A 20,086-nucleotide genomic window follows, 5' to 3' on the forward strand; every position below is an offset into this window, starting at 1 on the left:
TTCCCTCCGGATCTGTTGCCTTCTTCTACCTTGCCGGGTCGGGCTCTTCGACGACATGACTTCCGACGTGCGGAAGGAATTGGCTGCGCTTCCGTATGAAAAGTCCCGTGATCACGGCCAGGAGGCCCGCCGCGGCCGTGACCGACAACAACGCGGCGGGCAGCCGGAGTGCCTCGGACAGGCTGCCCACCAGCGGCGGCCCGCCGAGCAGCGCCAGGTATCCCCAGGCGGACAAGGCCGCGGTGACCTCGCCCGCGCGGTCGCCCGCCTCGGCGCCCGCGATGCTGATGGCCAGCGGGAACAGCGGCCCCACCCCCAGCCCGGCCAGCAGCACCCCCACCAGCAGTACGGGCACGCTCGGCTGCCACACCGCGGCGGGCAGCGCCGCGGCGATCAACGCGGCACCGCCGAGCGCGGTCGCGCCGACACCGAAGCGCCCGGTGATGCGGTGGCTGAGCAGCCGGGAGGCGGCCATCGCCGCGCTGAACACCGCGACGCAGGCAGCGGCGAGGAAGGCGCTACTGCCGCGTTCCTGCCGGGCCAGCACGGGGGCCCAGTCGATGACCACGCCTTCGGCCAGCAACGCGGCGAGGGCGAACAACACCACCGGCAGCGCCGGTTTCACGCCGCGGCGCCGCCTGCCGGGTTCGGCCGCGACCCGCTCGGTGCCCGGCACGGACCTGGCCACCGCCGCCAGCAGGAGCAGCAGCGTGCCAGCGGCAAGTCCGAAGTGGACACCGATGCCGAGGTGGGCGCCCGCGGCGAGGGTCCCCGCCGCCGCACCGACCAGCACACCCGCGCTGTACCCGCCGTGCATGGCGGGCAGCAGGGTACGGCGCTGAGTGCGTTCCAGCTGCACCGCGGCGGTGTTCATCGCCACGTCCAGGCTGCCGCTGGCGGCTCCGATCAGGAACAACGCGGCACCCAGCGTGAACGGGCCGGTGGCCAGTGCGATCAGCGGAAGTCCCGCGGCGAGGACGGCGGCGGAACAGAGGCAGATGGGGCGGGCCGACACCGTGCGCAGGGCGCGGCCGGTGAGCAGCAGCGCGGGCAGCGAGCCCGCGGCGACGCCGAACAGGGCGTAACCCAGCATGGCATCGGAAAGCTGAAGGTGTTCCTTCACAAGGGGGATGCGGGGCGCCCAGCCGGCGAGCACCGTGCCGTTGAGGAAGAAGATCCACCAGAGCGAGGCCCGACGGGCCGGTTCGCTACCCTTGGCGCCGCGCGACATCGCACCGACCTTACGCAGGCCTCGCGAGCGGCGGCAACGCGAGCATGGTCACCGTTGATGGCCTTGAACTGCAACAATCCTCGCAATTTCGACGGCCACGCGGACCCGGCTGTGCGGAATGTCAGGGGTGTAGGGCAAGCTGCGCACCACACCAATTCGATTGCGAGGTGAACCATGGCGCGTGCACTGTCCGGTCAGGAAGAACAGCTGCTGCGGGAGCAGGTCCTCGCGGGGCGCAATCCGACCGTCTGGTTCACGGCGGCCGCCGTCGGTGTGAAGTCCGGCGCTTCGGCGAAGGTGCTGTCCTTCGGCGATCCCCCCGAGGGCGACTACATCCAGGTGCGGCCGACGGGCTCCAAGGACGTGCTGTCGTTCTCGCCCGAGGAGGTGACGCTGGACCGGCCCGCGCGCAAGCCCGCCGCGGCACCCAAGCGCACCCCCGCCAAGGCGCGGCAGGACGAGCCGCCAGGCGAACCTCTCATCACCCCGACCGCTCCCCCTGCCGTGTCGGCGGTTCCCGCTGCGGAGGAACCGGAGCAGGCGGACAATCCCCCGGTGGACAAACCGGCACGCAAACCACGCAGCGGCGGAAGGACCCAGGTGAGCGACTCCCCGGCGGTGCGCAAGCAGCCCGCCACCGGACTCACCGTCACCCTGAGCTCCACTTTGGACGGCGAATGGCTGGCCGAGGTGGCGGGTGCGCGGAAGAAGGTGCGGCCCGTGCAGGTCGCCCCCGCCGCCATGTCCAAGATCGCCAAGGAGCTGCCCGGCGACATCGCCGAGGCCATCGAGGGCGTCCTGGCCACCACCCGCGAGCAGCACAAGGCCCGGATCGAGGCCCTCAAGGCCGAACTGGAAGCCGCCGAGCGCGCCCTGAAGGACCTGTCGAAGTAGCGGCTCTCCCGTGCAGGGCGCGACGAGTCCCGACGCCGCCCTCTCGGTTGTACCGGGCGGGCGGTGTCGCGCTCCTAGAGGGTGGCGCGGAGGCGGTCGGCGATGTTGGCGATGCGGCCGAGTACCCCGTTGACGAACCGCGGCGAGTCGTCGGTGGACAGCGACTTGGCGATTTCCACCGCCTCGTCGATCGCGACCGCGTCCGGCACGTCACCCGCCCACAGCAGCTCGTACAGCCCCAGCCGCAGGACGGCGCGGTCGACCGCGGGCATGCGGCCCAGCGCCCAGCCCTCGGAGTGCTCGGCAATCAGGTCGTCGATGCGGGGGCGGTGCTGGGTGACGCCCTCGACCAGGGCGACCGTGTAGTCGTTGACGGGTGCGACGTCGGGTGAGCCGATCCGGTCGGCCAGCAGTGTGACCGGGTCGGTGTTGCGCAGGTCGGCCTCGAAGAGGATGTCGACCGCGCGTTTGCGTGCCTTGCTCCGTGCGCCCACGTCAGCTGTTGACGCGGCCGAGGTACCGGCGGTCGCGGGTGTCGACCTTAATCTTGTCGCCGGTGTTGAGGAACAGCGGGACCTGCACCTCGGCGCCGGTCTCCAGGGTGGCGGGCTTGGTGCCGCCGGTCGCCCGGTCGCCCTGCAGGCCGGGGTCGGTGTGCTGGACCACCAGCTCGACCGAGGCGGGCAGCTCGACATAGAGCGGGGCGCCCTCGTGGGTGGCGACCATGGCGTTGGCGTTCTCCAGCAGGAAGTCCGCTGCGCCGCCGACGACCTCGGACCCGACCGTGATCTGGTCGTAGGTGTCGGTGTCCATGAACACGAAGTCCGCGCCGTCCTTGTACAGGAAGGTCATGTCCCGCTTGTCGACCGTGGCCGTCTCGACCTTGGTTCCCGCGTTGAAGGTCTTGTCGACCACCTTGCCGGACAGGACGGCCTTGAGCTTGGTGCGCACGAAAGCGCCGCCCTTGCCGGGCTTGACGTGCTGGAACTCCACGACGGACCACAGCTGGCCGTCGAGGTTGAGGACCAGTCCGTTTTTGAGGTCGTTGGTGGTGGCCACGGTGGCGCTCTCTCCTGTGCTTTCCGCTGATGTGAAACCGGCCCGGGTCGCCCGGGCCGGTTCAAGCCTGCTGAGGGCTCCCTAGACGATCACCAGCTCCTTGGTGGTCAGGGTGAGGAGCTCCGGTTCGCCCCCGCGAACCACGAGCGTGTCCTCGATGCGAACCCCGCCTTTACCTGCCAGGTACACACCCGGCTCGACGGTGACCGTCATACCCGCGGAGAGTGTACCCGTGCCCAGCTTGCCCAACGTGGGAGCCTCATGGATCTCGAGGCCGACGCCGTGGCCGAGGCCGTGCAGGAACTGCTCGCCGTAGCCCGCCTTCTCGATCACCGAGCGGGCCGCGGAGTCGACGTCGACCACGTTCGCACCCGGCTTGACCGCCTTGCGTCCCGCGGCCTGCGCGGTGGCCACCAGTTCGTAGACGTCAAGCTGCCAGTCGGCGGGCTTGCCCAGCACCACGGTGCGGGTCATATCGGAGTGGTAGCCATCGACCAGCGCGCCGAAGTCCATCTTGACGAAGTCGCCGGTGGCCAGCGGCGCGTCGGTGGGCCGGTGGTGCGGGATGGCCGAGTTGGCGCCCGCGGCGACGATGGTCTCGAACGCGGGCTTGCTGGCGCCGTGCTCGAACATTCTGGTCTCCAACTCGCGGGCGACCTCCCGCTCGGTGCGGCCGGGCCGCAGCCCACCGTGCCGGATCAGCCCGGCCAGCGCGCGGTCCGCCGCCGCGCAGGCCATCCGCAGCGCCTCGATCTCCTCGTCGTCCTTGACCAGCCGCAGCGTCTCCACGATCCGCGAGGCGCGCACCAGGTCCACGCCGTCCGCGGCGTCCTGGATCGCGCCGAGCCCGTCGACGGTGACGCGGTGGCTCTCGAAACCGACACGTCGGTAGGCGTCCTTGGCCCGCTTCGTCATCGCCACATCGCACGGTCGGTCGATGACCCGTTCCAGGTCCGGAACCTGACGCTCAGCCTGGGTGAGGTAGCGGCCGTCGGTGCAGAAGACGGTGCCGTCCTCACCGCCCGCACCGACCAGCAACGCGGCGTTGGAGCCGGTGAAGCCGGTCAGGTAGCGGATGTTGAGCAGATCGGTCACGAGGAGTGCGTCAAGCTGCTGTTCCTGGAGGCGCGAGCGCAGGGCTGCGCGGCGGCGGGCGTGCGATTCAGGCATGCGGTCAGCCTACGGCGTCGTATCCCGTGCCGAACTCCACAACGTGGTGGACCTACTCTTGGCATATGCGGGAGTGGTTGAGCCGAGGCGCGGTGTTCGCCCTGCTACACGCGCTGGCGGCGGTGGGAGTGGCGAAACTCCAGACGGGCCCGGTCCGGACGGTGGTGCTGGCGGTCCTGGTCCTCACGGCGGTGCTGTGGGCGATGGTCGACCACCGCCATCCCCGGCGGGACTACTGGGCCACCTGGCTCAAGGCCGGCCTGTTCGCCGGTCCCGTCGCGGGCGTCCTCGGCGTCCTTGGCCGCGGCCTGCTGGTCGACTTCACCAGCGCCGAGGCACTGCGCCAGGCCCTGACCGGCGGCGCCGCGTTCACCGCCCTGCTGGTGATCATCCCCGCTTACCTCGGCCTCTGGCTGGCCCGCCGGGTTCCCCTGCCCGCGGGGGTGGTGCGCTTCTTCGACGGCACTCCCAGCCGGCCTCGCCGTGCCGGGCGAAGCTGAGCCTGCTTGTCAGAACACACGGAGCATCCACTGATACACGGGGCTTGAGATCCAGTTGACGACCAAACCCAGCTCGAACGCGGGCACGAGGAACAGGATCTGCTGCCAGACCCCGCGCGAGGCCTGCCTGCGAAGCTGGCGGGCGATCAGCTGCTCGACCGCTTCGGCCTGCTCCCGGTGCGGTGACGCCAGTTTCTCGTAGCGCTCGGCGTCGGCCTGAAGCCGCTCGAGGACACGCACCCGCGTGTGCAGGTCATCCTCCAGCTCCGCCAGTAGCCGTCCTGATTGCGCGATGTGGTCCTTCAGCTCGCCGATCCGATCGCGGCACACCGGCCGGGCGCGGTTCCTGCCGAGGCCCAGACGCTGAGCACCACCAAGACCACGGTGGTTACGCCGAGCGCGGTCCATATCAGCCATGAGCTCGGACGTCAGGTTGACCAAAAGCCGAGGAATGCCGCCGCGAGCGAGGCGACCGCGACGAAGCCGGCTCTTCTCGATGACTCACGTTTGTGTCGCGGTTTCGCGACTTCAGGGTGATCGGCGTCGCTCAGCGGCGACGGATCAGAGCCAAGTCGGGGCCTCGGGGGTGGGCGTCGAAGACCTCGGGGGTGACCTCGGTGACCGGGGATGAGTTGAGGCGGGCGATCTCGCCGGAGCCCACGACCCACAGCTTGCCATCGCCCAGGACGAGGCCCACCCGGTATCCACCGGCGTTCAGGGCGGGAACGCCCGCGGGAAGCTGGGCCAGCACGGGCAACGCGGTGACGGCGGGAACCGCGGTCGGCAGCATCGCCACGGCTAGCTGCGCCGCGACGGAGCGGCGTTCCACCCGGAGTCGGCCGCCCGCCACGATCAGCTCGATGGTGCGGTCGGTGGCGGGCAGCGCGAAACCGTCCAGCACCGCGGCCGCGGCGGCGGGCTGGGCGCAGCCCTGGATGCCGCGGACCTTCAACCCGAACCAGGCGATGCCGGTCGGCGCGGTGGCCTCGGTGGTGGCGCGCAGCACGTCGAAGGGCACCGTGCCGCACGGGTCGGCGGTGTCCACCGGCGCGTGGCCGTCGCCGCGGCGGATCAGGCCGGGCCCCTCCCGCCACGGCCCCTTGATCAGCAACTGCTGGTAGGGGTGGGCGCGGAACTCGCGGTCCCAGAAGCTGATCGAGGTGCCGTCGGTGGTCTCGTGGGCGATGGCGAACGCGCCGAGGGCGTCCACCCACATCCAGTCGGCGCTGAAGGCGTCCACCACCGAGCGGGTCCGCGGCGAGGTGGCCGACGCGACCGCGGCGAAGCCGTCGGGGCCCAGGGCTTCGACGCCGCTGTCGAAGGCGGCGCTGCGGGAACGCAACACGAACTGGCCCGCACCGTTGTGGCCCGCGGCTTTGCCGGTGGTGTCGGTGAACATCAGGTAGAACCAGCCGTCCAGGAACAACGCGGCGGGTTGGCCCGCGCCGTAGGTGTTGTCCCGGAACACATCGCCCGCGGCGCCGACGATCGGCCGCCCGCCCGCGAGCCGGGTCCAGGTGACGCCGTCGGGGCTGCTGGCGACCCCGATGCCGTTGCCGTGGGCGTGATCGCCCGCCGCGCCGGTGTAGTAGAGGTAGTAGACGCCCTCGACCCTGATCACCGACGGGTCGCAGGTGTGCATGGCGTCGAAGGAGCCCGCAGGCCCGCCGGAGAACACCGGTTGGGCGGGGGCGCCGCCCATGGTGAAGGGTCCGCCGGGCGAGGGTGCCTCGGCGAGCAGGATGTCGTCGCCCGCGGGTCCGGCGCCGGGCAGTTGGCTGCACCACCAGGTGCGGTAGCGGCCGCCCTCGGCGAGCACGGTGGGCCCGTAGTTATAGGGCGCGGCGGCGCCGCCCGAGAGGACCACGTTGCCGTTGCTGCCCGGGTGCTCGGCGGCGGGCAGGGCGGTTGCGGTGGCTGCGGCGGCCCGCTCCTGCTTCTCCTTCTCCGCGTCCGGCGAGGGCCGGGCAAGCTCGGTGGAGGGGCGGGAGTCGCCACTGGGCTGCTGGCCGTTGCTCACCGCCGTGCAGGCGACGACGAGCACGGTGAGCGACACGGCGGCAGCGCGGATGGCCGCCCGCGGCAAGGACATGGAGCTCCAGACGCCTTCCCCGAGCTTTGTCTTACGCCATCAGCGTGAGCCTGGCGCCCTACGACCGGGATTCTAAGCGCACACGATCATCCATGTGGGTTAACCCCGCGTGCTTGACACGCCGTTCTCGGCGATCCACCGCAGGGCCAGCAGGTAGCCGGTGATGCCCAGTCCCGCGATCACGCCCGTGGCCACTCCGGAGATGTAGCTGCGGTGTCGGAACTCCTCGCGCTTGTGGACGTTGGAGATGTGCACCTCGATCAGCGGGGCGGTGAGCATGGCGCAGGCGTCCCGCAGCGCGATCGAGTAGTGCGTCCACGCCGCCGGGTTGAGCACGACGGGGATCGCGTGGTCGGCCGCCTCGTGCAGCCAGCCGAGCATCTCCGCCTCGGAGTCGGTCTGCCGGACCTCCACGTCCAAGCCGAGTTCCTTGCCGGTGTCGCGGCAGCTGCGGGCCAGGTCGTCGTGGGTGTCGGCGCCGTAGACGGCGGGCTCGCGGGTGCCGAGCCTGCCCAGGTTGGGGCCGTTGAGCACGAGCACGTTCACGGCAGCACCGTCCCGTTCTGGGTTCCCTCGGAAAGCACGAGTTCGCGGGCACCGAGCGCGCCCGAATCGGGGTCGCCGAACGCCAACACCTTCACAGCAGCACCCTTCCGCCCCGAATCGCCCCGGAAAAGCGTGAGCTCGCCGACCCAGGGACCGTTGAGCACAAGCCCGTTCACAGCTGCGCCCCTCCGCCCCGAATCCCGTCGGGAAACCTGGAGTTCGCAGGCATCGAGCCCACCCGGGACAGCGCCATCGAGCACGAATGCCGTCACAGCAGCACCGTCCCGCTCCGGCTTTCCCCGGAGATCGCCGCGTAGGCGGCGGCGATCAAGCTGGGGTCGGGCCCCTCCAGCCTGCCGGGCTTGGCCAAGCCGTCGAGCACCACGAACCGCAGCATGCCGGAGCGGTTCTTCTTGTCGGTACGCATGCCCTCCATGAGCTGGCCCAACGCGTCGGGCTCGTAGGAGGTGGGCAGACCCAACGCGGTCAGCACCTCGCGGTGGCGGCGCACCGTGTCGTCGTCGAGCCGCCCGGCGGCGCGAGCCAGTTCGGCGGCGAACACCATGCCCACCGACACCGCCGCCCCGTGCCGCCACCGGTAGCGTTCGCGCCGCTCGATGGCGTGGCCGAGGGTGTGCCCGTAGTTGAGGATCTCCCGCAGATGGGATTCACGCAGGTCGGCGGCGACCACATCGGCCTTGACCTGGATGGCGCGGCGGATCAGCTCGGCGAGGGTGTCCCCGGTGGGGTCGATCGCGGCCTCCGGGTCGGCCTCGATGAGGTCGAGGATCACCGGGTCGGCGATGAAGCCCGCCTTGACGACCTCCGCCATGCCCGCGACCAGTTCGTTGCGGGGCAGGGTCTCCAGGGTGGCCAGGTCGACCAGCACGGCCTTCGGCTCGTGGAACACCCCCACGAGGTTCTTGCCCGCCTCGGTGTTGATGCCCGCCTTGCCGCCGACCGCGGCGTCGACCATGCCCAGCAGAGTGGTCGGCACGTGCACCACGCCGACACCGCGCATCCAGGTGCCCGCGACGAACCCGGCGAGGTCGGTGGTGGCGCCGCCGCCGACGGACACCACGGTGCCGGTGCGGTCCAGGCCGATCCGGCCGAGGACCTCCCAGCAGAACCCGGCGACGGCCAGCGCCTTGCCGTCCTCGGCGTCGGGCGTCTCGATGCGATGCGCGTCCACACCGGCGGCGGCCAGTTCGTCCCGGATGGCCTCCGCGGTGGTGGTCAGCGTCGGCTGGTGCACGATCGCGGCGGTGCCGCCGCCCCGCACCGCCTCGGTCAGCTCGCCCAGAAGTCCGCGGCCGATGACCACGTCGTAGGGCTGCGCGGTGGCCACCCGGATCCGCACCGGCTCCGACATCGCTCTCCCTCGGCTTTCGTCCAGTGGAGGTCCAGCCTAGTCGTCAGCGCAGCGCGGATTTGGCCAGCCACTGCTCCCACGGCACCGCCCACAGGTCGCCGCCGCCCGCGGGCAGGTCGATGGGCGCGCCGGTGACCTGCACCGGGTCACCGATCAGGGCGCCGTCGAAGTACAGCTTGGCGTTGGCGGGCGAGAGGTTCGCGCAGCCGTGCGAGACGTTGGCCTTGCCCTGGTCCGGAATGGATGGTGCGTAGCCGTGGATGAACTCGCCGTTGTGCGACAGCCGCAGCGCCCACGGCACGACGATGCCGGTGTAGCCCATCTTGGGGTTGTCCATGGAGTGGGTGTTCTCCTTGGTCATCACCCAGTAGGTGCCGTTGCGGGTGACCCGCCGCGGGTCGCTTTCCAGGCCGTAGCTGGCCGGGTAGTCGGCGACCTGCTGCCCGTCCCGCTCCACGATCAGCCGGTGCGCCTTGGTGTCGGCCTTGACCAGCTGGTGGCGCCCGATGGTGAAGGCCACCGAGATGTCCTTGCGCCCGTAGGTGTTCTTGGCGACCTGCACGCCGTACAGGTTGGCGGTGACCTCGACCCTGGTGCCCGCCTGCCAGTACGTCTTGGGCCGCCACACCACCAGTTCGTTGTCCAGCCAGGCCCACTCCCCCTCGACCGGTTCGCTCGCGCTGACGCTCAGCGCCTGCTCCACCGCCGCCTTGTCGGTGACCGGCGCGTGGAAGTCCAGTTGGATCGGCATCGCCACGCCGTAGGTCCCGCCGTCGGCCAACGCGAGGAAATCCGCGCCCACCAGCTTCCCCGGGCTGACGGTGCGGAACGTCCCCGCGATAGGCACCTGGTTGCCGTCGTCGCCCGCCGCGGCACCCGACCAGCTGTAGGCCTTTCCGTAACCGAGCTTCTCGGTGGCGATCCAGCTGCGCTTGTCCTCGGCGAGCTTGCCCTGGACGGCCTTGCCCTCACTGTTGACCAGCCGAACCTCGGCGAGCCTGCCGTGCTCCACGCTCAGCTGCGGCGGCTGTGCGGGCGACACCGCCGCCGCGCCATCCGCGGGCTGAACCGATACCCGCGCCGCCTGCGGCGTCACCGCCCCGTGTCCGACCGCCCCCGCGCATCCCGCCACCGCCAGCGCCGCCGCCCCCGCGGCGACCAGCAGAACGGCCCGTCGTGCTACCCCCACCATGTTTCTCCCCCTTGCCGGTGCTACGCGTAGATGACGCCGCCGGCGAGGGGAAAGTTGACTGTTCTGTCAATGACGGAGGTCACAAATCGGTGACCCGACTCGGGGCCACGTTGGGACGTCCTGGAACTCGGCGCTAATCGAGCGCCGCGAGCACGTCCTCGATGACGTCTTCCACCGGCCTGCCGCTGGTCGGCACGATCGCCTGGGACACCGACTCGTAGACCGGCCTGCGGTCGTCCAGCAGCTTCTTCAGATGCGCCCGGGGGTTGGGCAGCAGCCACGGGTGCAACGTGACCAGGCCCTCCCGCTTGAGCAGGTGGTGCAGGTCGACGTCGAGGAAGACCACCCGATACGGCTTGAGCAACTCCGGCACCCCGGGGGCGGTGGGTGCGCCGCCGCCGAGCGCGAGCACTCCCGAGCGCGCGGGCAGCACGCGCTCCAGCAGTTCCCGCTCGGACTCCTGGAACTTCTCCCGCCCCAACGTGACCACCAGCTCACCTGCCTCGACGCCGTGCTCGCGCCGGAGGTCGTCGTCGAGGTCGGAGAACTCGACGCCCAACCGCTCGGCGACCGCCCGTCCGACGGTGCTCTTACCCGAACCCGGCGGGCCGACGAGGATCAGCAGGGGACCATGCGAAGTCACCCGGAAACCCTACCTTCGGCCTGCTCACCACCTGCGCCACGGCCCCCGCGGGTGTCCGAAGGTTGTTCATCCACCCCTGACCGCCGGAAACAGACAAATTGACCAACTCCTCGGCCGGATGTTCCTGAGCCCAAGGGAGGACATTCCATGGGAACGTCCCGTCACGCTGTGGGCGCGGCGCTGATCATGAGGAACTGCAACGGCCAGCACCGGCCACCACCTGAGCGACACCGATCGGGGGAGGTCTGTCATACGACAGGCCGTCGGCCCTATCGCTGTTCCAGCGAGGTGAGGTAGCCCTCGATGTTGCGGCGCGTCTCGGCGACCGAGTCGCCGCCGAACTTCTCCAGCACCGCATCCGCCAGCACCAGCGCGACCATCGCCTCGGCGACAACCCCAGCGGCGGGCACCGCGCACGCATCGGACCGCTGGCTGATCGCCACCGCGGGCTCCCCGGTCGCAGTGTCCACAGTGGACAATGCGCGGGGCACGGTGGAGATCGGTTTCATCGCGGCCCGCAGCCGCAGCGGCTCCCCGTTGGTCATGCCGCCCTCCAGGCCGCCCGCCCGGTTGGAACGGCGGGTGACCGACGAGCCGCCCGGCACCGGGTCGATCTCGTCGTGAGCCTTGCTGCCGCGCCGCCGCGCCGTGGTGAACCCGTCCCCGACCTCGACACCCTTGATCGCCTGAATGCCCATCAACGCGCCCGCCAGGCGCGAATCCAGCCTGCGGTCCCAATGCACGTGTGAGCCCACACCCGGCGGCAGCCCGTAGGCGAGCACCTCGACCACCCCACCGAGGGTGTCACCGTCGGCCTTGGCGGCATCCACCTCGGCGACCATCGCCTCCGACGCCCGCGCGTCGAACACCCGCACCGGGCTGGCGTCCACGGCATCGAGGTCGTCCGGCCCGGGAATGGCACCATCCGGGGCGGCGACCTCACCGATGGCCACCACGTGGCTGAGGATCTCGACATCCGCGACCTGGCGGAGGAACGCCCGCGCCACCGTCCCGAGCGCGGTACGCGCCGCGGTCTCCCTGGCGCTCGCCCGCTCCAACACCGGCCGCGCGTCGTCGAAGCCGTACTTGAGCATGCCCGGCAGATCCGCGTGCCCCGGCCGAGGCCGGGTCAGCGGGGCGCTACGGGCAAGCCCGCGCAGCGTCTCGTCATCGACCGGATCGGCCGACATGACCTTCTCCCACTTCGGCCACTCACTGTTGCCGATCTGAATCGCCACCGGCCCGCCCTGAGTCCGCCCGTGCCGGACACCGCCGAGCACATCGACCTCATCGGCCTCGAACTTCATCCGGGCACCCCGCCCGTGCCCGAGCCGCCGCCGAGCCAACTGCGTCCTGATGTCCTCGGTGGTCACCCCGACCCCGGCGACCATGCCCTCCAACACGGCCACCAACGCAGGCCCGTGCGACTCTCCAGCAGTAATCCAGCGCAACACCCCCCAATCCTCCCACGCTCCCCACCCGCACCCTTACCCAGCAGCGCAGACACCAGCCCACCCCGCGTAGTGGGGGCTTTCCGGGCTCCCCCCCTCCCCCTTCCCCTTCCCTTTCCTTCGATGCAGCCCTGTGCCCCTTGCGCGTGGTGGTGTCCGGGCTGTGCCCCCGTGTGGTGAATGCGTGTGGGTGAGATGTGGTGTGGTGTCAGGTGTGTAGGTGTGGCCAGCGGCGGAAGCCGCCCTCGGTGTTGAGGGTTTGGCCGGTTATCCAGGTGGCGTCGTCCGTGGCTAGCCAGGTGATCAGTCTGGCGGGGTCGTCGGGGGCGGCCCAGCGGCCGCCGGGGAACATCGGGGCTACGTGGGCTCGGGTTTGGTTGTCGGGCCAGCCGGTGTCGACTGGGCCGGGGTTGACTGTGTTCACGGTGATGTTGTGGTCGGCCAGTTGGTCGGCGATTGTTGCGGTTATGGCGGATAGGGCTCCTTTGCTGGTTGCGTAGGCTATTTCTCCGGGCATGGGTCCCAGGTTTTGGCCGGAGGTCAGGAAAATCAGGCGGCCGCCTTTTCTGCCGTCGTGGTGGGTGGCGAATTCTTGGGCTAGCAGGAGGCTGGCTCTGGTGTTTATTTGCCAGTGTTCGTCCAGCATTTCTGGGGTCAGTTTGCCCAGGGCGGCGTCGGGGGCGCTGGTGGCGTGGTTGCAGATGAGGATGTCGGCGTGGGTGAAGTGGTGTTGGGCTTTGGTGAAGAGAGTTTTGGGCGTGGTGGGGTCGGAGAGGTCGGCGTGGGCGTGTTCCAGTCGGGCGTTGGGGTGTAGGTGAGGGCGGAGGGAGTCCATTACCTCGGTGGTTCCTGCGGGGTCGGGGCCCCAGGGGTTTGCTCGTCGTGGGGGCGGTGGTGGTGGAGGAACAGGCTTGCGCCCTTTTCCGCTAGTTGGCGGGCGGTGGCGTAGCCGATTCCGGATGTGCGGCTGACTCCGGTGACGAGGGCGACTCTGCCCTGCAAGGGGGTGCTGTCATGGGGTGATGGTGCGGGTGGCTCGGTGGGTTGGGTCAACGGAATATCGTCGGCAGCAGTACGGCCAGGAGCGCTCCTGCCAGCATGAATGGGGCGTGTGCGATGGGTTGGCGCCAGGTCAGACGGCGGGTGAGGATTCCGGCTAGGCCGGTGGTGGCTGCCAGGGCGAAGCCCAGGGCGCCGCCTGCCAGCAGGGTTGGCCAGCCCAACCAGGCGAGCGCGGTGCCCACCGAGGCGGCCAGCTTTGCGTCGCCCATGCCCATGGCCTGGGGGTGGAGCAGAGCCAGGGTGAGGTAGGTGGCGGAGAGGGCCAGGCCGCCTAGGGCTGCCCGGGTGAAGTGGGGCCAGTGGCCTGTGGTGGCGGCGGAGAGGGCCAGTAGGGCCGTGACGCCGAGGTAGGCCGCGGCTGTTAGGCGGTTGGGTAATCGGTGTTGGGTTAGGTCGGTGTGGATGAGGAATGCGCTGGTTGCTGTAAGCCAGAGGAATGCGGTGGTGGGGAGGAATTGGGTCATGGGGCTAGCTTGGCGGGGGATGGGAGGGCAGTCAATAAAGTGAAAAGAAACGGTCGTTGTGTGCGCGGAAATGGAGAGAGTGGGGCTTTGTTGGCGTTGGGTGTCGCTCTAGTGGGGGTTTAGGGTGGGGATACGGCGGGATAGCGGGTGCGCGATTTGGCGTGGATGGTCGATCAGGGTTGTCTCGGTTGCCGCGGACGGCGGTGAACCTGCGCTAAGGATTCGAGGGCTGGCCAAGGTCGACACGGGCGTGAGTTCGAGGGCAGGTCACGGTCGACCCGGGGCGTGTGAGTTGGCGGGTAAGGCCGCGGTCCGCGAAACCGGGCGTATGGCTCGCGGGAGATGGCAGCCTCGCAGGAGAGACGGCAGCCTCGCGGGCTGGCGTACAAGTTGAAGGCCGAGCCAAGCGGCCCGCGAGGAGCCGGCACCCGACTCCTCGGCTGCCGACAGATGGGTGCACGGGGCGAGCCCGACGCCGGTACGTGTGGCTTGCAAGGCAGTGCGGGTCAGGCTCGCCGGCTGCGCACAGGGACGTACCGGCTCGGCGGGCGGGCGCGCGTGGTGCCAGCCTGGGCGGGCTGGCCTGGGCGGGGCTGGCATGGTCATTGCCAGCCTGGGTGGGGCTCTTGAGGGTCAGTCCCAATACCAGCGGATGCCGGCTATGGGGGTTTCCGGTTCCACCACGACCAGATGGGCGGTGCCGAAGGAGTTCACCGGAAGGCGGCGGATCTCGGTCTCGGGCTGGGTGATGCCGTGCTGGCGGAACTCGTGGCAGTGCGCGGGCATCGCCGCACCGTCGAAGTTGATCTGCAGCACGTACTGGCGCACCGGCAGCGGGAACGTGCGGCGGTGCGCGGTCGACTCGGTCGCGGGCGTGCGGACCAGGTCGAACTCCACCAGCGCGGTGTCGCCGGGCCGCAGCGGGGTGTCCAGCAGCAGCTCGTAGGTCACCAAACGGCTGGCGGTGTCGGGGCGCACCTTGCCCAGCCGCACCCCCGACGTGCTCACCAGGCCGGGCAGCGCGGAGCCGACCATCGGGCAGACCTCCACCAGGCGGGACAGGCCGCCGGACTCGGCGCGGATCACCTGCCGGACCCTGGTCAGGCTCTCCCTGCGGTGGCCGTCCACATGGTGCTGCTCGTGCACGCTCAGATACGTGACCTGCTCCGCGGTCGGGCAGCCCGCCTCACGCAGCATCGGCATGGGGAGCGGCGAGGGCACGCTCACCACCGGCTGGAAGCGGTGCGGGCTGGCCCAGCGGCCACGGGGACGCGGCGGACCGAGCAGCGAGTACAGCATCCCCTCCTGCAAGCCCAATACCTGCTCCAGCACCATCACCGCACGCAGCGAGTCCGCGCGTTCCGGCCTGCTGCGGCCTCGCCGCCAGTAGCTCAGCGTCGACAGACTTACCGTGATGCCCCGTCTGGCCAGGTGACGACGCAGACTGTCCAGGCTCAATCCGCTTTGGGTGATCGCGCGGGAGAACGCCACCGGGAACGCCTGCTGCGACCGCGCTGTGTCCTGCAAAAGTGCCTCCCAAACTGTCAAGGCCTTCGGTTATCGCACTTTCCTACGATCACGGGAAGGTAACAATAAGGGTAGGTATAGGTAAGGGTACCTATCTTTCACAGACAGCTATTCTGTGGATATTCCAAGGATGTCGGCGCTTTCCGGGTGTGCCTACGATCACATTGATCCCGCCGTTTTCCACATTTCCTCCCCCTCGCACGGCGGGCTCATGGAGGAAACGTGTTCAAGCAAATCACCGGCATTCTCATCGCCGCGGCCGCAATCACCGGACTGGTGGGCGGCACGACCGCGTCGGCCTCGCCCGACAAGGTGCTCGACGGAGCGGTCTACGCCGACTCCTGCGACCTCTCCGCCCACCAGTTCTGCGGCTGGACGCAGGAAAACTATGAAGGCCGCCCCATCGTGCTGCCGAGATCGGCGGCATCGGTGCAGCTCAAGGGTCTGTATCTGCTGAAGAGCTTCAAGTTCCAGCAGCAGATCGGGCTTGCCCACACCCGGTTCAACGGCTCCGTCATGGCCATGTGCATCCGGATGTCCGACCCTCGCGCTGTGATGGAAGTGCCTCGCGCCTCGCTGCCCACGGCCCAGTTGAACAGCCTGCCGAAGGCAAGCCACACCGATCCCTTCAGCGGCATCACGGTATCGGTGGACTGCACCGATACCGATACTTCGAAGAAGGAGCCGCTCACGCTGACCGATGAGAAGAAGGTCGACTAGAAAACGGATGGCGCCGTCCGGGAACGGGCGGCGCCAACCTTACATTCTGTGGAATTACTAGGAATTCGGTTTTTCTGGCGAGCAGCGGCTATCGGGTCCAGGAGAACAACGCATCGCCCGCGGCGACCGGTCCTTCTCGCACGTCCGACAATGCTTCGGCCGCCGCCTCCAAGGCCACCACCGGGCACATGGCCGAATACCCCAGTTCCGCCACCTTCGCCGGGTTCCACGTCACGATCGGTTGCCCGGCCGACACCGTGTCCCCCTTGGCCACGTGCAGGGTGAAGCCCTCACCGTGCAGCTTGACGGTGTCGATGCCCAAGTGCACCAGCACACCCGCGCCGTCGGCGACGATCACGAACGCGTGCGGGTGCAGCGTGGCCACGGTGCCCGCGATCGGGGCCAGCACCTCGGCCTGCCCGCCCAACGGGTCCACCGCGACACCGGGGCCGACCATCGCCTGGGAGAACACCGGGTCCGGCACCTCGCTCAGCGACACCGCCGTGCCCGCCACGGGGCTGGCGACCCTCACAGCATGTCCTCGATCTCGGAGGCCAGGTTGTCGGCCTCCGGACCGACGATCACCTGGACCGCGGTCCCCATCCGCACCACGCCGTGCGCGCCCGCGGCCTTCAGCGCCGCCTCGTCCACCGCGCCAGGGTCGGTCACCTCGCAGCGCAGCCGGGTGATACAGCCCTCGACCTCGACGAGGTTGTCCGTCCCACCCAGGCCTGCGACGATCCGCTCCGCCTTGCTCATTCCTTACCTCGATCCCATAACGGCCATTGACTCATGAACATCCTTCGGTCCATGCTGCCAAACCACTGGTATAGACCGGACCGTACCAATGACCGGACCACGGTGGGAGCTTTGGCCCGCAACGTCCCTATTACAAGCACAGGAGGTGGACAATCGTGACGCACTGGCCGGAGAGCGTCGAGCCCGACCACCTCCTGCAGGGGCCGGTGCCCAAGCACGCCCAGCTCCGCGAGATCCTGCGCAAGCTAGCCGAGGAGGAGCTGCCACCCAACTCCCTCGTCCCCTCCGAACGCGAGCTGGCCTCGCAGTACGGGGTGGCGCGGCTGACCGTGCGCGAGGCCATCGGGCAGCTGGTCAGCGAGGGGCTGCTGGTCCGGGTCCGCGGCAAGGGCACCTTCACCGCCCAGCCCAAGGTCAACACCACGCTGTATCTGGAGTCCTTCACCGAGGAGATGCGCCGCCGGGGCCGCGAGCCGGGCACCGTCGTGCTGCACCGCGGCTTGGAGACCCCGCCGCGGAGGACGGCCGAGGAACTGGGGATCGCACCGGGTGATCAGGCCTACCACCTGATCCGGCTGCGCAGCGCCAACGGCGTGCCGATCGCGGTGGAACGCGGCTGGCTGCGCGCCAAGCACCTGCCCGGCCTGCTGGCCTACGACCTGTCGCAGTCGATCTACGCCCTGTTCGCCGAGCGGTACGGGGTGCGGCCCGACAGCGCCGAGCAGGTGATGCGGGCCGAGGCCGCCGATGAGGAGACCGCGGACCTGCTGGAGATCGCACCCGGCGCACCGGTGCTGGTCTTCCACCGCGTAGCCACCGCCAACGACATACCGATAGAAGCGATGACGTCCTGGTACCGGGGTGATCAATACCAGGTGAGCATGCAGTTGGGCCGGACAGTCCCGGGTTCCGGTTCCGATGCAGTCGAGGGAGAAATCAGATGAGCACTGTCGACGCGGCCGGAGGAGGCAACTCCAGAAGCCTCGCGGTCCTGCAGCGCTTCGGCCGCAGCCTGATGTTGCCGATCGCCGCCCTGCCCGCGGCGGGCCTGCTGCTGCGCCTTGGCCAGAAAGACCTGCTCGGCCAGTGGGAATCCCTGGCCACGGTGGCCGCCGTGATCGGCGGCGCGGGCGGCGTGCTGTGGGACTACCTGCCGCTGCTGTTCGCCGTCGGTGTCGCCGTCGGCTTCGCCAAGAAGGCCGACGGGTCCACCGCGCTGGCCGCGGTCGTGGGCTACCTGGTCCTCAGCCGGGTGATCATGGAGTTGAACCCGGTGGCAAGCCCCGGCGACGCCGCCGCCATGGTGACCCCCGACGCGGCGGGCGTGATCGCCAACAAATGGCCCTACGGCGTGCTCACCGGCCTGATCGCGGGTCTCGTCGCCGCGCTGCTGTGGCAGCGCTACCACCGCATCAAGCTGCCCACCTACCTCGGCTTCTTCGGCGGCCGCCGGTTCGTGCCGATCATCACCGCCGTGGTCATGATCGGGCTCGGCGTGGTGCTCGGCCTGCTGTTCCCGCTGTTCGACAAGGGCATCACCGCCATCGGGGACTTCGTCACCAGCGACGCCGTCATCGGCGGCGGGATCTTCGGCGTGGTCAACCGGCTGCTGCTGCCGCTGGGCCTGCACCACATCATCAACACCTTCGTCTGGATCGTCTTCGGCGAGAAGGACGGCGTCTCCGGCGACCTGACCCGCTTCTTCCACGGCGACCCCGAGGCGGGCATCTTCATGACCGGGTTCTTCCCGATCTTCATGTTCGCGCTGCCCGCCGCGGCGCTGGCGATCTGGCGCAACGCCCGTCCCGACCAGCGCAAGCTCGTCGGCGGCATCATGTTCGCCGGGGCGCTCACCTCGTTTTTGACCGGCATCACCGAGCCGCTGGAGTTCTCGTTCCTGTTCGTGGCGTGGCCGCTGTACCTGGTGCACGCCGTGCTCACCGGCACCTCGCTGGCGCTGGTCAACGCACTCGACATCCACCACGGGTTCTCGTTCTCCGCGGGCGTGATCGACTACATCCTCAACTTCGGCATCGCCAGCAAGCCGCTGTGGTTGATCCCGATCGGCCTGGCGTATGCGGTGATCTACTACGTCCTGTTCAGCTTCGTGATCAAGAAGTGGAACCTCCGCACACCGGGACGTGAAGAGGATTCGGTCGAACCGGAGGCGGACCCGAGTACGTCCAGGGTCTGAGCGAGAATTCCGGTACGCGTGGGGAGAGGAACAACGATGCCAGAACGCAAGGTCACCGTCGCCAGCAAGGTGGGGCTGCACGCCCGGCCCGCCGCGCTGCTGGCCAAGGCCGCGGCCGATCAGCCGGTCACCGTCACCATCAGCAAGAACGGCTCCGAGCCTGTGCAGGCCGCCAGCATCCTGGGCCTGATGACGCTGGGCGCCATGCACGGTGACGAGGTGCTGTTGCAGGCCGAGGGTGAGGGCGCCGAGCAGGCGCTGGACGCGCTGGCGGAGCTCATCGGGTCCGATCTCGACGCCTAGACCTCGTGAGTGGGTTGGAACCGATCAGCTCACTCACGAGACCTGGGAGGCCGCGCCACCCCCGACGGCGCGGCCTTCCGGCTGTCTCAGGAGCGGGCAGCGACGAGGGCCGAACGCATGGCCTCGCGGGGGGCGGGGCGGCCGGTGAACTGTTCGCACTGGCCGAAGGCCTGGTGCAGGAGCATGTCGAGTCCGCTCGCGACGCGGCCGGACACGGCGGCGGCCAGCGGCGTCGGCCACGGGTGGTAGACCACGTCCAGCACACAGCGCGCCGCGATCAGCCGCGGCACGAGTGCGTCGATGGCGCCTGCGGGCAGGGTACTGATCAGGACATCGGCCTCGGCGCTCAGGCGCTCCAGGTCCGCGTCGGCCAGCCGGTGCACGCTCACCTCGACGCCCACCCGCTGCGCCGTCTCCAGGGCCGCGGACGCCCGCGCCGGATCGCGCACCACCAGATCCGCGGCGGGCACCTTGAGTTCGGCGAGGCCCGCCAGCGCGGCCTGGGCGGTGCCGCCCGCGCCGAACAGCAGCGCCCGGCCGCGGTCCACGACCAGTGCGGCCTCGTTCAGTGCTCCGACCACGCCGTCGACGTCGGTGCAGTCCGCGCGCCACTGCCCCGACGGCAGCTTGATCAGCGTGTTCGCGGCGCCCACCGCCGCCGCCCGATCGGTGACGTGGTCGGCGACGGCCAGCGCGGCGTGCTTGCCGGGCATGGTCACCGAGAACCCTGTCCAATCACCGGAGGCGACCAGGCCGGGCAGTTGCTCGGCGGTGCACTCGACCGGGTCGTAGGTCCAGTCGTGCAGACCCAGCGCGGCGAACGCGGCCCGGTGCAGCACCGGGGACAGCGAATGCGCGACCGGACTTCCCAACACGGCGAATCGAGGCACGTCGGGATACTAGCCAG

Annotated in this window: 24 protein-coding genes; 6 read left to right on the plus strand and 18 right to left on the minus strand. The window is 69.7% G+C overall.

The window, feature by feature from the left end; translation table 11 throughout:
- Positions 1–25: 25 nt before the first annotated feature.
- Positions 26–1,231: an MFS transporter gene (locus tag ACU6XJ_RS28400; protein ID WP_476318284.1), complete on the minus strand. Its 1,206-nt coding sequence runs from the start codon at positions 1,229–1,231 to the stop codon at positions 26–28.
- 174 nt (positions 1,232–1,405) lie between these two features.
- On the opposite strand from ACU6XJ_RS28400, the gene ACU6XJ_RS28405 reads away from it, so the two are divergent.
- Positions 1,406–2,125: a DUF6319 family protein gene (locus tag ACU6XJ_RS28405; protein ID WP_476318286.1), complete on the plus strand. Its 720-nt coding sequence runs from the start codon at positions 1,406–1,408 to the stop codon at positions 2,123–2,125.
- A 74-nt stretch (positions 2,126–2,199) separates the two neighbouring features.
- Here ACU6XJ_RS28405 and nusB read toward each other — a convergent pair whose 3' ends face one another.
- From nusB to ACU6XJ_RS28420, 3 genes are all read right to left on the minus strand, one after another.
- Positions 2,200–2,619: a transcription antitermination factor NusB gene (gene nusB / locus ACU6XJ_RS28410; protein ID WP_476318288.1), complete on the minus strand. Its 420-nt coding sequence runs from the start codon at positions 2,617–2,619 to the stop codon at positions 2,200–2,202.
- Between the two features lies 1 nt (position 2,620).
- Positions 2,621–3,184, minus strand: a complete 564-nt coding sequence (gene efp / locus ACU6XJ_RS28415; RefSeq protein ID WP_476318290.1) for an elongation factor P — start codon at positions 3,182–3,184, stop codon at positions 2,621–2,623.
- An 81-nt stretch (positions 3,185–3,265) separates the two neighbouring features.
- A complete protein-coding gene (locus tag ACU6XJ_RS28420; RefSeq protein WP_476318292.1) occupies positions 3,266–4,354 on the minus strand; it encodes a M24 family metallopeptidase in 1,089 nt (362 codons plus the stop codon).
- A gap of 65 nt (positions 4,355–4,419) precedes the next feature.
- Here ACU6XJ_RS28420 and ACU6XJ_RS28425 point away from each other — a divergent pair, with 65 nt between their 5' ends.
- Positions 4,420–4,854 (plus strand): hypothetical protein, encoded by a 435-nt coding sequence (locus ACU6XJ_RS28425; RefSeq protein WP_476318294.1) that lies wholly within the window; start codon positions 4,420–4,422, stop codon positions 4,852–4,854.
- A 9-nt stretch (positions 4,855–4,863) separates the two neighbouring features.
- Here ACU6XJ_RS28425 and ACU6XJ_RS28430 read toward each other — a convergent pair whose 3' ends face one another.
- The 11 genes from ACU6XJ_RS28430 to ACU6XJ_RS28480 form a co-directional block, all read right to left on the minus strand.
- Positions 4,864–5,271: a hypothetical protein gene (locus ACU6XJ_RS28430; protein WP_476318296.1), complete on the minus strand. Its 408-nt coding sequence runs from the start codon at positions 5,269–5,271 to the stop codon at positions 4,864–4,866.
- A gap of 130 nt (positions 5,272–5,401) precedes the next feature.
- Positions 5,402–6,946 carry a glycoside hydrolase family protein gene (locus tag ACU6XJ_RS28435; protein WP_476318298.1) on the minus strand — a complete coding sequence of 515 codons (1,545 nt, stop codon included), beginning with the start codon at positions 6,944–6,946 and terminating at the stop codon, positions 5,402–5,404.
- 99 nt (positions 6,947–7,045) lie between these two features.
- Entirely contained in the window at positions 7,046–7,492 is a 447-nt protein-coding gene (gene aroQ / locus ACU6XJ_RS28440; protein WP_476318300.1) for a type II 3-dehydroquinate dehydratase, read from the minus strand.
- On the minus strand, positions 7,489–7,764 hold the full coding sequence (locus ACU6XJ_RS28445) for a hypothetical protein (RefSeq protein ID WP_476318302.1): 276 nt from the start codon (positions 7,762–7,764) through the stop codon (positions 7,489–7,491). Before ACU6XJ_RS28445 ends, aroQ begins: the two co-directional genes overlap by 4 nt.
- Positions 7,761–8,864 (minus strand): 3-dehydroquinate synthase, encoded by a 1,104-nt coding sequence (gene aroB / locus ACU6XJ_RS28450; protein ID WP_476318304.1) that lies wholly within the window; start codon positions 8,862–8,864, stop codon positions 7,761–7,763. Before aroB ends, ACU6XJ_RS28445 begins: the two co-directional genes overlap by 4 nt.
- A 43-nt stretch (positions 8,865–8,907) precedes the next feature.
- The gene (locus tag ACU6XJ_RS28455) at positions 8,908–10,056 is read right to left on the minus strand and encodes a L,D-transpeptidase (protein WP_476318306.1); all 1,149 of its coding nucleotides are present in this window, start codon (positions 10,054–10,056) and stop codon (positions 8,908–8,910) included.
- Between the two features lie 133 nt (positions 10,057–10,189).
- Entirely contained in the window at positions 10,190–10,699 is a 510-nt protein-coding gene (locus ACU6XJ_RS28460) for a shikimate kinase (protein WP_476318308.1), read from the minus strand.
- Positions 10,700–10,968: 269 nt separating this feature from the next.
- Entirely contained in the window at positions 10,969–12,153 is a 1,185-nt protein-coding gene (aroC, locus tag ACU6XJ_RS28465) for a chorismate synthase (protein ID WP_476318310.1), read from the minus strand.
- Positions 12,154–12,358: 205 nt separating this feature from the next.
- On the minus strand, positions 12,359–12,985 hold the full coding sequence (locus tag ACU6XJ_RS28470) for an SDR family oxidoreductase (protein WP_476318312.1): 627 nt from the start codon (positions 12,983–12,985) through the stop codon (positions 12,359–12,361).
- Between the two features lie 214 nt (positions 12,986–13,199).
- The gene (locus ACU6XJ_RS28475; protein ID WP_476318314.1) at positions 13,200–13,676 is read right to left on the minus strand and encodes a prepilin peptidase; all 477 of its coding nucleotides are present in this window, start codon (positions 13,674–13,676) and stop codon (positions 13,200–13,202) included.
- A 633-nt stretch (positions 13,677–14,309) separates the two neighbouring features.
- Positions 14,310–15,203: a hypothetical protein gene (locus tag ACU6XJ_RS28480; RefSeq protein WP_476318316.1), complete on the minus strand. Its 894-nt coding sequence runs from the start codon at positions 15,201–15,203 to the stop codon at positions 14,310–14,312.
- A gap of 222 nt (positions 15,204–15,425) precedes the next feature.
- Here ACU6XJ_RS28480 and ACU6XJ_RS28485 point away from each other — a divergent pair, with 222 nt between their 5' ends.
- Positions 15,426–15,923 carry a hypothetical protein gene (locus ACU6XJ_RS28485; protein ID WP_476318318.1) on the plus strand — a complete coding sequence of 166 codons (498 nt, stop codon included), beginning with the start codon at positions 15,426–15,428 and terminating at the stop codon, positions 15,921–15,923.
- Positions 15,924–16,011: 88 nt separating this feature from the next.
- Here the strand turns inward: ACU6XJ_RS28485 and ACU6XJ_RS28490 are convergent, their stop codons facing one another.
- Both ACU6XJ_RS28490 and ACU6XJ_RS28495 read right to left on the minus strand, forming a co-directional pair.
- Entirely contained in the window at positions 16,012–16,455 is a 444-nt protein-coding gene (locus ACU6XJ_RS28490; RefSeq protein ID WP_476318320.1) for a PTS sugar transporter subunit IIA, read from the minus strand.
- On the minus strand, positions 16,452–16,682 hold the full coding sequence (locus ACU6XJ_RS28495; protein ID WP_476318322.1) for a PTS sugar transporter subunit IIB: 231 nt from the start codon (positions 16,680–16,682) through the stop codon (positions 16,452–16,454). The genes ACU6XJ_RS28490 and ACU6XJ_RS28495 overlap by 4 nt, the downstream gene beginning before the upstream one ends.
- Before the next feature lie 155 nt (positions 16,683–16,837).
- Here ACU6XJ_RS28495 and ACU6XJ_RS28500 point away from each other — a divergent pair, with 155 nt between their 5' ends.
- Genes ACU6XJ_RS28500 through ACU6XJ_RS28510 form a run of 3 tightly spaced genes read left to right on the plus strand, consistent with a single transcriptional unit; the run spans position 16,838 to position 19,179 of the window.
- Positions 16,838–17,626 carry a GntR family transcriptional regulator gene (locus tag ACU6XJ_RS28500; protein WP_476318324.1) on the plus strand — a complete coding sequence of 263 codons (789 nt, stop codon included), beginning with the start codon at positions 16,838–16,840 and terminating at the stop codon, positions 17,624–17,626.
- A complete protein-coding gene (locus ACU6XJ_RS28505; RefSeq protein ID WP_476318326.1) occupies positions 17,623–18,876 on the plus strand; it encodes a PTS transporter subunit EIIC in 1,254 nt (417 codons plus the stop codon). Before ACU6XJ_RS28500 ends, ACU6XJ_RS28505 begins: the two co-directional genes overlap by 4 nt.
- Before the next feature lie 36 nt (positions 18,877–18,912).
- Complete coding sequence (locus ACU6XJ_RS28510) at positions 18,913–19,179, plus strand: HPr family phosphocarrier protein (RefSeq protein WP_476318328.1); 267 nt, start codon at positions 18,913–18,915, stop codon at positions 19,177–19,179.
- Positions 19,180–19,265: 86 nt separating this feature from the next.
- Here the strand turns inward: ACU6XJ_RS28510 and ACU6XJ_RS28515 are convergent, their stop codons facing one another.
- Complete coding sequence (locus ACU6XJ_RS28515) at positions 19,266–20,069, minus strand: shikimate dehydrogenase (RefSeq protein WP_476318330.1); 804 nt, start codon at positions 20,067–20,069, stop codon at positions 19,266–19,268.
- Positions 20,070–20,086 lie beyond the last annotated feature (17 nt).

This window comes from Actinorectispora metalli (assembly GCF_056323685.1).